Origin of the sequence: Neobacillus sp. GCM10027624 (assembly GCF_042675345.1) — a bacterium.
Lineage (GTDB): Bacteria > Bacillota > Bacilli > Bacillales > Cytobacillaceae > Neobacillus > Neobacillus cucumis_D.
This window is the reverse complement of the sequence record NZ_JBHTHD010000008.1, coordinates 548,402-562,125: the sequence shown is the minus strand read 5'-3', so window position 1 is coordinate 562,125 and position 13,724 is coordinate 548,402. Positions and strand designations below refer to the sequence as shown.

Annotated in this window: 13 protein-coding genes and 2 tRNA genes; all 15 read left to right on the top strand. The window is 40.3% G+C overall.

Going from position 1 to position 13,724, the window contains the following annotated elements; translation table 11 throughout:
- The first annotated feature begins 113 nt into the window (after window positions 1-113).
- Window positions 114-986, top strand: a complete 873-nt coding sequence (locus ACFQZ9_RS13945; RefSeq protein WP_498944249.1) for a mechanosensitive ion channel family protein — start codon at window positions 114-116, stop codon at window positions 984-986.
- Between the two features lie 18 nt (window positions 987-1,004).
- The gene (locus ACFQZ9_RS13940; RefSeq protein WP_133332798.1) at window positions 1,005-1,202 is read left to right on the top strand and encodes a DUF951 domain-containing protein; all 198 of its coding nucleotides are present in this window, start codon (window positions 1,005-1,007) and stop codon (window positions 1,200-1,202) included.
- Between the two features lie 64 nt (window positions 1,203-1,266).
- Window positions 1,267-3,273, top strand: a complete 2,007-nt coding sequence (locus tag ACFQZ9_RS13935; protein ID WP_498944248.1) for a molybdopterin-dependent oxidoreductase — start codon at window positions 1,267-1,269, stop codon at window positions 3,271-3,273.
- 133 nt (window positions 3,274-3,406) lie between these two features.
- Window positions 3,407-4,507, top strand: a complete 1,101-nt coding sequence (gene ychF, locus ACFQZ9_RS13930) for a redox-regulated ATPase YchF (RefSeq protein WP_198311013.1) — start codon at window positions 3,407-3,409, stop codon at window positions 4,505-4,507.
- A gap of 178 nt (window positions 4,508-4,685) precedes the next feature.
- Window positions 4,686-4,973 (top strand): 30S ribosomal protein S6, encoded by a 288-nt coding sequence (gene rpsF / locus ACFQZ9_RS13925; protein ID WP_198311012.1) that lies wholly within the window; start codon window positions 4,686-4,688, stop codon window positions 4,971-4,973.
- 72 nt (window positions 4,974-5,045) lie between these two features.
- Window positions 5,046-5,558 (top strand): single-stranded DNA-binding protein, encoded by a 513-nt coding sequence (gene ssb, locus ACFQZ9_RS13920; protein WP_198311011.1) that lies wholly within the window; start codon window positions 5,046-5,048, stop codon window positions 5,556-5,558.
- Between the two features lie 48 nt (window positions 5,559-5,606).
- Window positions 5,607-5,846 carry a 30S ribosomal protein S18 gene (gene rpsR / locus ACFQZ9_RS13915; protein ID WP_007088219.1) on the top strand — a complete coding sequence of 80 codons (240 nt, stop codon included), beginning with the start codon at window positions 5,607-5,609 and terminating at the stop codon, window positions 5,844-5,846.
- Between the two features lie 129 nt (window positions 5,847-5,975).
- A complete protein-coding gene (gene galU, locus ACFQZ9_RS13910) occupies window positions 5,976-6,863 on the top strand; it encodes a UTP--glucose-1-phosphate uridylyltransferase (protein WP_498944247.1) in 888 nt (295 codons plus the stop codon).
- 118 nt (window positions 6,864-6,981) lie between these two features.
- On the top strand, window positions 6,982-7,923 hold the full coding sequence (locus tag ACFQZ9_RS13905; RefSeq protein ID WP_198311009.1) for a YybS family protein: 942 nt from the start codon (window positions 6,982-6,984) through the stop codon (window positions 7,921-7,923).
- Between the two features lie 24 nt (window positions 7,924-7,947).
- Complete coding sequence (locus ACFQZ9_RS13900) at window positions 7,948-9,921, top strand: DHH family phosphoesterase (RefSeq protein WP_498944246.1); 1,974 nt, start codon at window positions 7,948-7,950, stop codon at window positions 9,919-9,921.
- Entirely contained in the window at window positions 9,918-10,367 is a 450-nt protein-coding gene (rplI, locus tag ACFQZ9_RS13895) for a 50S ribosomal protein L9 (RefSeq protein ID WP_026573810.1), read from the top strand. Before ACFQZ9_RS13900 ends, rplI begins: the two co-directional genes overlap by 4 nt.
- Window positions 10,368-10,510: 143 nt before the next feature.
- The gene (gene dnaB / locus ACFQZ9_RS13890) at window positions 10,511-11,866 is read left to right on the top strand and encodes a replicative DNA helicase (RefSeq protein WP_498944245.1); all 1,356 of its coding nucleotides are present in this window, start codon (window positions 10,511-10,513) and stop codon (window positions 11,864-11,866) included.
- 191 nt (window positions 11,867-12,057) lie between these two features.
- The gene (locus ACFQZ9_RS13885; protein ID WP_198311005.1) at window positions 12,058-13,350 is read left to right on the top strand and encodes an adenylosuccinate synthase; all 1,293 of its coding nucleotides are present in this window, start codon (window positions 12,058-12,060) and stop codon (window positions 13,348-13,350) included.
- A gap of 145 nt (window positions 13,351-13,495) precedes the next feature.
- A tRNA-Lys gene (locus tag ACFQZ9_RS13880) sits at window positions 13,496-13,571 on the top strand.
- 63 nt (window positions 13,572-13,634) lie between these two features.
- A tRNA-Glu gene (locus ACFQZ9_RS13875) sits at window positions 13,635-13,706 on the top strand.
- Window positions 13,707-13,724: the final 18 nt, after the last annotated feature.

Below are 13,724 nucleotides of genomic sequence, written 5' to 3'. Positions count from 1 at the left end.
TTTTGGGAATTCTATACATGGAAGAATGCAAAACCCTTTTGAAACTCAGGACTATAATAAAAAATGAAAACTTGTTAAAATAGATGGATGATGGAAGTTAGGTAGGTGTATAGATGAGTTTTACTGAAAAAGGCATGCAAAAGATTATTGATAAATTTCAAAATGAAGATACATGGCTTACAATGGGTGAAGGCCTAATTAAAATCATTGCCATTTTAATCATTTCTAATATTTTAATTCGAATTGGTAAAGTCATGATTCATAACATCTTTAAAATTCGCAATCGTTCTCCATTCAGAACGGTTGAGCGCAGGGAAGAAACACTTTCAAGGCTTCTAGATAGCGTTCTATCCTATGTGGTTTACTTTATTTCCTTTTTGATGATCCTTTCCGTTTTAACAATCGATGTGAAGGCGTTGCTTGCCGGAGCAGGGATTGTCGGCTTAGCCGTGGGTTTTGGAGCGCAAAGTCTTGTTAAAGATATTCTTTCAGGATTTTTTATTATTTTCGAAGACCAATTTGCCGTTGGGGATCATATCCGGGTAGGAGAATTTGAAGGGAATGTCGAAACGATAGGATTAAGAACGACAAAACTTAAAAGCTGGACAGGTGAAATTCATATCCTCCCAAACGGAAGTATTACCCAGGTAACCAATTTTTCAATTAATAATAGTGTGGCTGTAGTAGACGTGGCCATTGCATATGGGGAAGATGTTGAAAAGGCGGAGAAGGTTATTGGGGAGCTGTTAGAGACATTACCGGACCATTATGAAGATTTAATTAAAACGCCAGAGCTGTTGGGAATTCAAAATATGAGTTCAACAGAGATAATTTTAAGAATAGTGGCAGAAACCCTGCCAACGAAGCAAGTCTATATCTCAAGAATGATTCGCAAGGAAATCAAGCTCCTATTGGATCAGCATGGAATTGAAATTCCTCTTCCCAAGCTTGTTGCCTATTCAAATAGTACAGAGCCTAAGAAATAAGGAAAGGAGTATAAGAACATGGAGCAAAAGGAATTTGCCCTCAATGATGTGGTCGAAATGAAAAAGCAGCATCCATGCGGAACCAATCGTTGGAAAATTATCCGAATGGGTATGGATGTGAGGATTAAATGTGAAGGCTGCGGGCACAGCGTATTAATCCCAAGAAAAGAGTTTTCCCGTAAAATGAAGAAAATTTTGGTGAAGCATGAGGAATAGTTCATGCTTCTTTTTTTTGTTATATTAAACTATAAGATAAAGATATATATTGGGGGTGGATAGTTTGGCAAAAGTTTATCAATCGGCTTGTCCGTTAAATTGCTGGGATAGCTGCGGCTTCCATGTGACAATTGAAGAAAATAAAGTCATCAAGGTGGACGGAGATCCAGCCCACCCCATTACAAAAGGGAAAATTTGCGGGCGCGGAAGGATGCTGGAAACAAGGACAAACTCACCGCAGCGCTTATTATATCCCTTGAAAAAAATAAATGGTGAATTCCAACAGATTTCTTGGAAACAGGCTCTTGATGAAATTTCAAATAAATTAAAGGATATTAAAGAAACCTATGGAGCTAAAGCTGTATTTCACAGCCATGATTACGCCAATAACGGGATTCTAAAAAACCTTGATCAACGATTTTTTAACTGCTTTGGAGGAGTTACGGAAATTGTAGGCTCTCTCTGCTGGGGGGCAGGAATTGAAGCCCAGGGCTGGGATTTTGGTGAAGCCTGGAGCCATGAACCTAATGATGTATTAAACAGTAAAAACATTGTCATTTGGGGCAGAAATGTCACACGCACCAATATGCATTTTTTTGAAAAATTGCAGGAAGCAAAAAAGCAGGGTGCGAAGGTATTTGTGATTGACCCAATTTATAACGCAACGGCTAAAATGGCAAATGAATATATTTCGATAAAACCAGGAATGGATGGCCTCCTCGCTGTCGGTATTATGAAGGAAATCCTTAGATTAAGCTTAGAGGACCGCGAATTCATCGAAAATTTCACATATGGATTTGATGATTTACTCGTGCTTCTAAATGGCATCACCTTAGAAAAACTAAGCAAAATGACCGAGGTACCAATCGAGGTGATGACCAGGTTAGCAAAGGTATTTGCGGATACACCAACAGCCGTGTTTATGGGGCTTGGGATGCAAAGGTATGAAAATGGCGGTAATTCGATTCGGTTAATAGATGCACTTGTCGCCATTAGCGGAAATATTGGAATTGCCGGGGGAGGCGCCAACTATGCGAATCGTCAAGTCGGTCAAAGCTTTGCCTTTGATGAATTGACTCTTGCTGACCGAAAACAACAACACCGACAGTTCCCAATTATGAAGCAGGCGGAGGAAATTCTAACGGCAAAAAACCCCGCTGTTCAAATGATTGTCGTTACCTGCGGGAATCCGTTGACACAGGTTCCGGATTCCAATACAGTTGCTAAAGCTTTTGCCTCTGTTCCAACACTTGTTGTGATTGAACAATTTATGACTGACACAGCTAAACTGGCGGATTATGTGTTACCGACAACAACCGTTTTTGAGGAGGAAGATCTTTATTATTCCTCTATGTACCATCATTATGTGAATTACGGTCCGAAGCTTGTTGACGCTCCCGGGGAAGCCAAGTCAGATCTTTGGATTTGGACCCAATTAGCTGAAAGACTAGGCTTCGGTGAAGAGTTTAATTTAACAAGGGATCAATATTTTGCAATGGCCCTTAAACCTTTAGAAGAAAAAGAGATTACCATCGAAAAACTAAAGGAAGACCACACGGTAGAACTGCCGGTCAAAATGATACCATGGCAGGATCGTAAATTTAAAACGCCTTCAGGTAAGTTTGAATTCACCTCAACCTTAGAGAGGTTAAAAGGTGATAGTGGCTTATTAAAGTTGTCCGTACCAGATGAGTCAAAATGGAGCAATCCAGATTTAGCTAATCGATATCCATATCATTTATTGACTATCCACCCATTGCGTTCCAATCATTCGCAAAACTATCAGGTGTGGAAGCAAACACCAAAGGTGAAAGTAGAAGTGGCTCAAAATATTGCAGCACACTTGCAGCTTGAGGAAGGAGATTATGTCCGGATTTGGAATGACCGTGGTGAAGTGAAAGGGTATGTTTCGATTTTACAAAGATCCCATCCGAATGTAATCAATATCGATGAAGGGATTTGGAAAGAATTTGGCGGGTCCGTTAATAATATGACCTCCAGCAGACCATCGGATAACGGACTAGGAAGTACGCTCTATGATTGTCTTGTCAATATTGAAAAAATTAACTAACTGCCGCTATGCCTGCGGCAGTTTTTCTTGTCCTTGTTTTTTTGCCGGTAGTTGCCTATAATTGTTAGAGGCTTTTTAATTAATTTTGAACTGATTTTTTATTATAGATAACATTTTTTGAGGAGTGACATGAATGGCTTTAACAGCTGGTATTGTTGGATTGCCGAACGTTGGTAAATCCACTTTATTTAACGCGATTACACAGGCAGGAGCGGAATCGGCAAACTATCCTTTCTGCACAATTGATCCAAATGTCGGAATTGTTGAGGTTCCAGACCACCGCTTAACAAAATTAACAGAGTTAGTACAACCTAAAAAGACGGTTCCAACGGCATTTGAATTTACCGATATTGCTGGAATTGTAAAGGGTGCGAGCAAAGGCGAAGGCTTAGGTAACAAATTCCTTTCTCACATTCGTGAAGTAGATGCCATCTGTCAGGTAGTTCGCTGCTTTGCGGATGAAAATATTACCCATGTATCCGGTAAAGTCGATCCAATTTCCGATATTGAAACGATCAATTTAGAGTTAATCCTTGCTGATATGGAAAGCGTTGAAAAGCGAATCAGCCGGGTTGAAAAATTGGCCAAGCAAAAAGATAAGGATGCGGCAGCTGAATTTGAGGTTCTTTCCATGCTTCGCGAAGCTTTTGAAGCAGAAAAACCAGCCCGCACCGTTGAATTTACGGAAGAACAAATGAAATTTGTTAAGCAATTACATCTCCTTACCATTAAGCCTGTTCTTTATGTGGCGAACGTCGGGGAAGACGATGTTGCTGATCCATCTGGAAATGAATATGTTCAAAAGGTTCGCGAATTTGCCGCTGCTGACAATGCAGAAGTGATTGTGATTTGCGCCAAAATTGAAGAAGAAATTGCGGAGCTTGAAGGGGAAGAAAAGCAAATGTTCCTTGAAGAGCTTGGTATTGAAGAGTCCGGATTAGACCAGTTAATTCGTGCAGCTTACAGTCTGCTCGGTCTAGCTACTTATTTTACAGCAGGTGTTCAGGAGGTTCGGGCCTGGACATTTAGAAATGGCATGAAGGCACCGCAATGTGCCGGAATCATCCATTCAGATTTTGAACGCGGTTTTATTCGCGCGGAAATAGTTGCGTATGAAGACCTGTTAGCAGCTGGCAGTCATAACGCAGCTAAAGAAGCAGGAAAAGTCCGCCTAGAAGGTAAAGATTACGTAGTAAAAGACGGAGATGTTATTCACTTCCGTTTTAATGTATAATTGAAGCTAGAAAATTTGACCCCGCACCTTTTGGCGGGGTTTTCTAATTCCAAATTTGGACAAACTGTGAATGCCGTTGCTTTTAATGGACAGCTATGCTATAATCTTAACTTGTGAGTAATGAATAATTGCTCCTTGCCCTATTAGGGGCCGTTTAGACCAAAAGGAGGTGACTGTGATGAATAAGTACGAAGTTATGTACATCATCCGCCCAAATATCGAAGATGAGGCTAAAAAAGCTCTTGTTGAGCGTTTTAACACAATTCTTCTTGACAATGGCGCGGAAACTGCTGAATCAAAAGATTGGGGTAAACGCCGTCTTGCGTACGAAATCAATGATTTCCGCGATGGATACTACCAAATCGTTAAAACAACATCTTCAGCTGCTGCAGTTCAAGAATTTTCTCGTCTTGCAAAGATCAGCGAAGATATCATTCGTCATATCGTAATTAAAGAAGAAGCGTAAGATTGATTTATATATATTTCTGGTACAAATGTTTCACATGAAACATAACCGGGAGAAAAGGAGTTGATACTGATGATGAATCGTGTCGTTCTTGTGGGCCGTTTAACAAAGGATCCTGATTTGCGTTATACGCCAAGTGGAGTTGCTGTTGCTACTTTTACCTTAGCTGTGAATCGTCAATTTTCAAATCAGTCAGGTGAACGTGATGCGGACTTTATTAATTGTGTTGTTTGGCGTAAACCTGCTGAAAATGTGGCCAACTTCTTGAAAAAGGGCAGCCTCGCAGGTGTTGATGGCCGTATTCAAACTCGCAACTATGAAGGACAAGACGGAAAACGTGTTTACGTTACTGAAGTTGTAGCAGAAAGTGTTCAATTCCTTGAGCCTAGAAATGCATCAGGCGGCGGTAACAGAAACGATAACGATATGTATGGAGCTCCTCCAAGGGAACCGCAAGGAAATCCTTATGGCGGCGGCAATCAGAATCAACGTCCAAACAATAACCAAGGCTTTACACGTGTGGATGATGATCCGTTCGCAGGTAATGGTCAAATTGACATTTCTGATGATGATCTTCCATTCTAGAGTAAACCTTAACGAACGATACTATAAAACATGAAGGAGGGAATTTTCATGGCAGGAGGACGCAAAGGCGGTCGTGCGAAGCGCCGTAAAGTTTGTTATTTCACAGCAAACGGCATCACTCGCATTGATTATAAAGATGTAGATTTACTTAAAAAATTCATCTCTGAGCGTGGAAAAATTTTACCACGTCGTGTAACTGGTACTAGCGCTAAATATCAACGTAAACTAACAGTTGCTATCAAACGTGCACGTCAAATGGCATTACTACCATTCGTGGCTGGAGAATAATAAATATGAAGGCAGCAGGGGTTCCTCCCTGCTGCTTTTTTTATGTCTAATTTTCCTTAAGAAAATATTAATGAAACAATGCTATGATAGAATATAATCAGATAAAGCGCTGCGAAGGAGGAGAAAAAGTTGAAAGTAAGAAAAGCCATTATTCCGGCTGCTGGCTTAGGGACAAGGTTCTTGCCGGCAACAAAAGCGCAGCCGAAGGAAATGCTGCCAATAGTAGATAAGCCAACACTTCAATATATAATTGAAGAAGCAGTAGCGTCCGGAATTGAGGAGATTTTAATTATTACCGGAAGAAATAAAAAATCGATTGAGGACCATTTTGATAAATCGGTGGAACTGGAGCTTGAATTAGAAGCAAGAGGTAAATTTGATTTGTTAGCCGAGGTTCGGCGAATTTCTGAAATGGTCAATATTCATTATATCCGTCAAAAAGAGCCAAAAGGGCTTGGGCATGCGATTTATTGCGCAAAAAGCTTCATTGGCAATGAACCTTTTGCTGTCCTCCTTGGAGATGATATTGTCTACTCTGAAAAACCGTGTTTAAAGCAAATGATTGAAAAATATGAAGAGTATAAAACGACCATTCTAGGCGTCCAAGAAGTGGCCGCGGAAGATACCGACAAATACGGCATCATTGAAGGCAAAGAAATTGAAGAGCGTATATACAAGGTTAAGGGTTTAGTAGAAAAACCTGCTTCAGATTCTGCTCCTTCAAATATTGCCATTTTAGGAAGATATATTATTAATCCGGCAATATTTGAACTTTTAGAGAAGACGAAACCAGGGAAAGGCGGCGAAATTCAGTTAACCGATGCCCTAAAAGAGCTCGCGCAAAAAGAAGCGATGTATGCTTATGTCTTTGAGGGGAAAAGATATGATGTGGGTGACAAGCAGGGATTCCTCCAGGCTACGGTTGAATTTGCCTTACGAAGAGATGACCTTCGGGAAGAATTTCTAAATTACTTAAAGAAAGAACTAAAGTATCAGGATTTACTAACAATTAAATAATTTCTTTGAAAAGGTCGGAGAAATCCAGCCTTTTTTAATTTATCTTGATTTATTGAATTGATTTGTTTTACTAGCTAAAATAAAAGGTACAGGTTTGAGAAATATTAGGGGTGAAGAAGTGAAAAATGCTCGTATTTTAACAGAGGGCGCAATCCTTTTAGCAGCCTTTACTGTTCTATTGTTATTAACAATTTATGTACCATTGCTAGCCGTCATCATCAACTTTGTTTTACCGCTGCCTTTTATCATGTTTACAGCGAAGAATCAGATTAAGTTTACGGCAGCATTCTTTGTTGCAGCCCTTTTTATTTCCTTTATTGCCGGTTCTTTAATGGGCCTGTCAATAACGCTGATATATGGAACAACTGGCGCTGTTATGGGATATTTTATTCAAAAAAATAAAGGGCGGACAAGTATCTTAATTTCAGGGACACTTACCTTTATGATTGGGGCGGTCATCCTTTATGTAATCAGCGTTGCCTTTTTCCAGTTCGATCTGTTTCATGAGATGCTGAAGGCTTTTAAACAGTCAACCATCCAATCACAGGAATTACTGAAATCAGGGATGAACAAAGAGCAATATAAAAAAATCGTAACCCAAAATGAGAACATGCTGGACATGCTTCAGGTCTTAGCCCCAAGTGTGTTAATCATGAGTTCAATTTTTTCTGTGTTTGTCATTCAACTCCTTTGCTTTCCGATTGCTAAAAGGTTTGGCATACCGACGCCGACATGGGGAAAATTCAGAGAGCTTTCTTTACCAAGAAGCCTGCTTTGGTACTATTTAATCGTGCTGGCGGCAAATTTATTATCTCATCCTCAAAAGGGTACTTATTATTATGCTGCCTTAATCAATTTAACGTACATATTAGAATTGTTCATGGTGTTACAGGGATTTGCCTTTTTATATTTTCTTTTTCATCAAAGGAATATTTCAAAAGGTGTCCGTGTGGTCGTAACTATCCTGGCGTTCATTCCAATTTTTCTTTCTATTATAAGAATTTTAGGTATAATTGATTTAGGTTTGGATTTAAGAAAGCGATTTGAGAAAAAAGAGTGATGACTACTGTTAGGAGCTGAAAAAATGCCTGCATTTTTGGAAAAGCGTTCCATTCGTTATCCCTTTTACGGGTTAATAGCCGTTACAGTGGTGCTGCTCATAATCCTGTTTTTATATAATTGGATTCTAAGTTTGGCCGGGCTGTTATTGATGCTTTTTCCGTTATACTATATGTTTGTCATTGACATTCGACAAAGAAAAGAAATAGAAGAGTATATCTCTACCCTATCGTATCGAGTGAAAAAAGTCGGCGAAGAGGCTTTGATGGAAATGCCGATTGGAATTATGCTCATTAATGAAGACTACTACATTGAGTGGGCAAATCCCTTCCTATCATCTTGTTTTGATGAAGATACACTAAATGGGCGCTCCCTATATGATATTGCCGATGCACTAGTTCCGTTAGTAAAGCAGGAAGTAGAAACTGAAATCATTACCCTTCATGATCGGAAGTTCAGGGTTATCCACCGGCATGAAGAACGTCTTCTTTATTTCTTTGATGTAACAGAACAAACAGAAATTGAGAAGAAATATCATGATGAGCGAACTGTGATTGCCGTTATCTTTTTAGACAATTATGATGATCTTACTCAAGGAATGGATGACCAGATGCGCGGCAGCATCAATAATTTGGTTACCTCTATCTTAAATAAATGGGCTCATGATAATGGGATATTCCTAAAAAGGATTTCTTCGGAACGGTTTATGGCTGTCTTTAATGAAAGTATTTTACATATCCTTGAAAAGGGAAAGTTTTCAATACTTGATGAAGTAAGAGAAATGACCTCCAAGCATAATGTATCCTTTACCTTAAGTATTGGCGTAGGTGCTGGGGTCTCCTCCCTTCCTGAACTGGGGTCGCTAGCACAATCCAGCCTTGACCTGGCACTTGGAAGAGGAGGTGACCAAGCGGCCATCAAGCAGCCAAATGGGAAGGTGAAATTCTTTGGCGGAAAGACGAATCCGATTGAAAAACGAACGAGGGTTAGAGCTCGGGTGATTTCTCATGCATTAAAGGATTTGATTCTGGCCAGTGATAAAGTCATCATTATGGGGCATAAAAATCCTGATATGGACTCGATTGGTGCCTCGATTGGTGTTTATAAAGTCGCACAGATGAATCAGAAAGATGCCTATATTGTCGTGAACACTCAGGCGTTAGAAACAGGTGTCAGCCGACTGATGGAGGAAATTCGTAACCATGAACGGCTTTCGTCCCGTTTTATCGGACCGGAAGAGTCATTAGAGATTGCAACAGATAAAACGCTTCTTGTGGTGGTTGACACCCATAAGCCTTCTCTTGTGATGGAAGAACGGCTGTTAAATAAAATCGATAATGTGGTGGTTATTGATCACCATCGCCGCGGGGAAGATTTTGTCCATAATCCAATTCTGGTCTATATGGAGCCATATGCCTCCTCTACCTCCGAGCTTGTGACGGAGTTTCTTGAATACCAGCCCAAGCAGGTCAAAATCGAAATGCTTGAGGCTACAGCATTACTTGCGGGAATCATCGTGGATACGAAGAGTTTTACCTTGAGAACAGGATCCCGAACCTTTGATGCAGCCTCTTACCTGCGGGCACACGGAGCAGATACTGTGCTGGTACAGAAGTTTTTACGAGAAAGCGTGGAAACGTATGTTAAAAGGTCCAAGCTAATTGAATCGGTATCCTTTTACAGGGATGGAATCGCCATTGCTGCCGGGGAAGAAAATGAGATCAATGATCAGGTTCTTATCGCCCAAGCTGCTGACACATTATTAGCCATGGAAGGCGTCATAGCCTCCTTTGTGATTTCCAAACGGGGTGAAGGAACGATTGGGATTAGTGCCAGATCCTTGGGAAATATAAATGTCCAAATTATTATGGAAATCATGCAGGGCGGCGGACATTTAACAAATGCAGCAACACAGTTGAACGGTGTTACAATAGAGGAAGCAGAAAAACAATTGAAACTAGCAATTGATGAATATCTTGAAGGGAGTAAGAAGGAATGAGAGTAATCTTTTTGAAAGATGTAAAAGGAAAAGGTAATAAAGGGGACGTCAAGAATGTAGCTGATGGCTATGCACAAAACTTTTTAATTAAGCAGGGGTTAGCGATTGAAGCAACACAAGCGAATGTTAGTACATTAGAAGGTCAAAAGAAAAAAGAAGCTAAGGTTGCTGCTGAAGAGCTGGCAGAAGCAAAAAGATTAAAAGAACAATTGGAAAAGGTAACGGTTGAATTAACCGCAAAGGCTGGCGAGGGCGGCAGACTGTTTGGCTCAATTACCTCCAAGCAAATTGCTGAGGAATTACAGAAAAGGCATGGAATTAAAATTGATAAACGCAAAATGGAATTGGGTGATGCAATTCGTACACTAGGCCATACAAAGGTACCTGTGAAGCTGCATCATGAAGTTTTGGCTACATTGGATGTTCATGTAAAAGAAATACACTAATTTTTGACAGTGCGAACTCATCCATAAACATGATAGAATAGAAAACGTGATGAAATGATGTGATCGGTTTTTTACTGGTCACTTTTTTCTTTGTAAGATAAAATATTGTAAAAATATCCTTCTCTAAATAGGAGGTTTAATAGATGAGTGATTTATTTGCAGATCGTCTTCCACCACAAAATATTGAAGCTGAACAGGCTGTTCTTGGGGCAATATTTCTAGAGCCTGCTGCTTTAACCTTAGCATCAGAAATTTTAATTCCAGAAGACTTCTACCGTGCCTCCCACCAAAAAATCTTTAATGTCATGTTAAAACTTAATGACCTTGGAAAAGCTGTTGACTTAGTCACGGTTTCAGAGGACCTTGCTGCTTCTAAACTTTTAGAGGATATTGGCGGGGTAATTTATTTAAGTGAATTAGCTGGTTCGGTTCCAACGGCAGCTAATATCGAATATTATGCGAGGATCGTAGAAGAAAAATCATTGCTGCGCCGGTTAATTCGCACAGCTACGACGATTGCCTCTGATGGGTATTCACGTGAGGATGAAGTGGAAACACTATTAAGTGAAGCGGAGAAAAGTATTCTTGAAGTAGCCCAGAGAAAAAATGCAGGTGCTTTTCATAATATTAAGGATGTCCTTGTACGGACGTATGACAATATTGAAATCATGCATCAACGTGCTGGTGAAATTACCGGGCTGGAGACAGGGTTCGTTGACCTTGATCAAATGACGGCAGGTTTCCAGCGAAATGACTTAATCATTGTCGGTGCCCGTCCGTCGGTAGGTAAAACGGCGTTCGCACTAAATATAGCTCAAAACGTTGCCCATAAAACGGGTGAAAATATTGCGATTTTTAGTCTTGAGATGGGTGCAGAACAGCTGGTAATGCGTCTGCTTTGTGCGGAAGGGAATATTGATGCGCAACGGCTTCGTACCGGCTCCCTGACAGAGGATGACTGGGGTAAGCTGACAATGGCAATGGGTAGCTTATCAAGCGCTGGTATTTTTATTGATGACACCCCAGGTGTCCGGGTTGGTGATATCCGTTCGAAGTGCCGCCGTTTAAAGCAGGAACATGGCTTGGGAATGATCTTGATTGATTACTTGCAGCTTATTTTAGGAAGCGGCCGCTCAGGCGAGAACCGTCAGCAGGAAGTATCGGAAATCTCACGTTCCTTGAAGCAGCTTGCCCGTGAGCTTCAAGTTCCGGTCATTGCCCTTTCTCAGTTATCCCGTGGTGTCGAACAGCGCCAGGATAAACGCCCAATGATGTCCGATATTCGTGAATCAGGTAGTATTGAGCAGGATGCGGATATTGTTGCCTTCTTGTATCGTGATGATTATTATGATAAAGAATCAGAGAATAAGAATATCATTGAAATCATTATTGCCAAGCAGCGTAACGGCCCAACTGGAACCGTTCAATTAGCCTTTGTAAAAGAATACAATAAGTTCGTAAACCTGGAGACACGCTATAATGATCCGCCAGGTGCGTAATATATGGTTAGCCTCTTTATATGGGGCTAGCCTTTTTATTTGTTACTAGATTACTATTTTATTACGAACATATTTTATTAAATATATATAAATTGTTCGTGTTTCGTTTGATTTTTCCTCGGTAAATTGTTAAACTGTGTGATGGGATAAATAAAATAATTAATGGTAGTAAATATTCGGAGGTGCCTTACATGTCATCAGTAGTAGTTGTTGGTACACAATGGGGAGACGAAGGAAAAGGTAAAATTACCGATTTCCTTTCTGAAAATGCAGAAGTAATTGCTCGTTATCAAGGAGGCAATAATGCCGGGCATACAATCCAATTTAATGGCGAAACCTACAAATTGCACTTAATTCCATCCGGAATATTTTCAAAAGAAAAAATTAGCGTGATTGGTAATGGGATGGTTGTTGACCCAAAAGCCCTTGTGACTGAACTTGCTTACTTACATGAAAGAGGGATTGCAACCGATAATCTTCGCATCAGTAACCGTGCGCATGTCATTCTTCCTTATCATATTAAATTGGATGAAGTGGAAGAGGCCAGCAAAGGCGATAATAAAATTGGAACAACAAAAAAAGGAATTGGCCCTGCTTACATGGATAAGGCTGCACGTGTAGGTATTCGGATAGCTGATCTTCTCGACCGTGAAGTTTTTGAAGAAAAGCTTGAGAGAAACCTTGCAGAAAAGAATCGCTTATTTGAAAAGATTTATGAAACAGAAGGATTCACAAAAGAAGAAATTCTTGATGAATATTTTGAATATGGACAACAGTTTAAACAGTACGTCTGCGATACTTCTGTTGTGTTAAATGATGCATTGGATGAAGGCCGCCGTGTTCTTTTTGAAGGTGCTCAAGGCGTTATGCTTGATATTGACCAAGGAACATACCCGTTTGTTACCTCTTCAAACCCTGTTGCAGGTGGAGTAACGATTGGCTCCGGTGTTGGCCCGTCTAAAATTACTCACGTAGTAGGGGTATGTAAAGCATATACTTCTCGTGTTGGTGATGGTCCATTCCCAACAGAATTATTTGATGAAATCGGTAACCAAATCCGTGAAGTCGGCCGTGAATACGGTACGACAACAGGCCGCCCACGCCGTGTAGGCTGGTTTGACAGTGTTGTTGTTCGTCACGCTCGCCGTGTTAGCGGTTTAACTGATTTGTCGCTAAACTCCATCGATGTGTTAACAGGCATTGAAACATTAAAAATTTGTACTGCTTATCGATATAAGGATGAATTAATTACAGAATATCCTGCAAGCTTAAAGGTATTGGCACAATGTGAGCCTGTATATGAAGAATTACCAGGCTGGACAGAGGACATTACAGGCTGCAAATCATTAGATGAACTTCCTGCCAATGCCCGCCACTATGTTGAGCGTGTAACGCAGTTAACAGGAATTCCTTTATCAACTTTCTCTGTGGGCCCAGATCGTAATCAAACAAATATTGTTCGCAGTCCTTGGAGACAAATCTAAATTGATTGTGAAAAGTCCTCCTCTTTAGGGGGACTTTTCAATTTTATAAAATATTTTATAAAAAAGTATTGCCTATTATATAGAGTACATGATATTATAAAAAGCGTCGTCACGAAAGATAACAAACGATATGATAAATTAGTTTGAGCCATTAGCTCAGTTGGTAGAGCATCTGACTTTTAATCAGAGGGTCGAAGGTTCGAGTCCTTCATGGCTCACCAAGGTTTTTTACGACAATAAAATAACCAGTTTTTTTACGAAAGTAAAATGGATTTCCATAATATGGCCCCTTGGTCAAGCGGTTAAGACACCGCCCTTTCACGGCGGTAACACGGGTTCGAATCCCGTAGGGGTCATCGGCATTTAGTGGTCAG

What these genes read in the sequence shown, in the direction of transcription:
- dnaB (WP_498944245.1), top strand. Translation starts at nt 10,511, where the DNA reads ATGAGTGATTTATTTGCAGATCGTCTTCCACCACAAAATATTGAAGCT.
- ACFQZ9_RS13885 (WP_198311005.1), top strand. Translation starts at nt 12,058, where the DNA reads ATGTCATCAGTAGTAGTTGTTGGTACACAATGGGGAGACGAAGGAAAA.
- ssb (WP_198311011.1), top strand. Translation starts at nt 5,046, where the DNA reads ATGATGAATCGTGTCGTTCTTGTGGGCCGTTTAACAAAGGATCCTGAT.
- ACFQZ9_RS13940 (WP_133332798.1), top strand. Translation starts at nt 1,005, where the DNA reads ATGGAGCAAAAGGAATTTGCCCTCAATGATGTGGTCGAAATGAAAAAG.
- rpsF (WP_198311012.1), top strand. Translation starts at nt 4,686, where the DNA reads ATGAATAAGTACGAAGTTATGTACATCATCCGCCCAAATATCGAAGAT.
- ACFQZ9_RS13900 (WP_498944246.1), top strand. Translation starts at nt 7,948, where the DNA reads ATGCCTGCATTTTTGGAAAAGCGTTCCATTCGTTATCCCTTTTACGGG.
- rpsR (WP_007088219.1), top strand. Translation starts at nt 5,607, where the DNA reads ATGGCAGGAGGACGCAAAGGCGGTCGTGCGAAGCGCCGTAAAGTTTGT.
- rplI (WP_026573810.1), top strand. Translation starts at nt 9,918, where the DNA reads ATGAGAGTAATCTTTTTGAAAGATGTAAAAGGAAAAGGTAATAAAGGG.
- ACFQZ9_RS13945 (WP_498944249.1), top strand. Translation starts at nt 114, where the DNA reads ATGAGTTTTACTGAAAAAGGCATGCAAAAGATTATTGATAAATTTCAA.
- ychF (WP_198311013.1), top strand. Translation starts at nt 3,407, where the DNA reads ATGGCTTTAACAGCTGGTATTGTTGGATTGCCGAACGTTGGTAAATCC.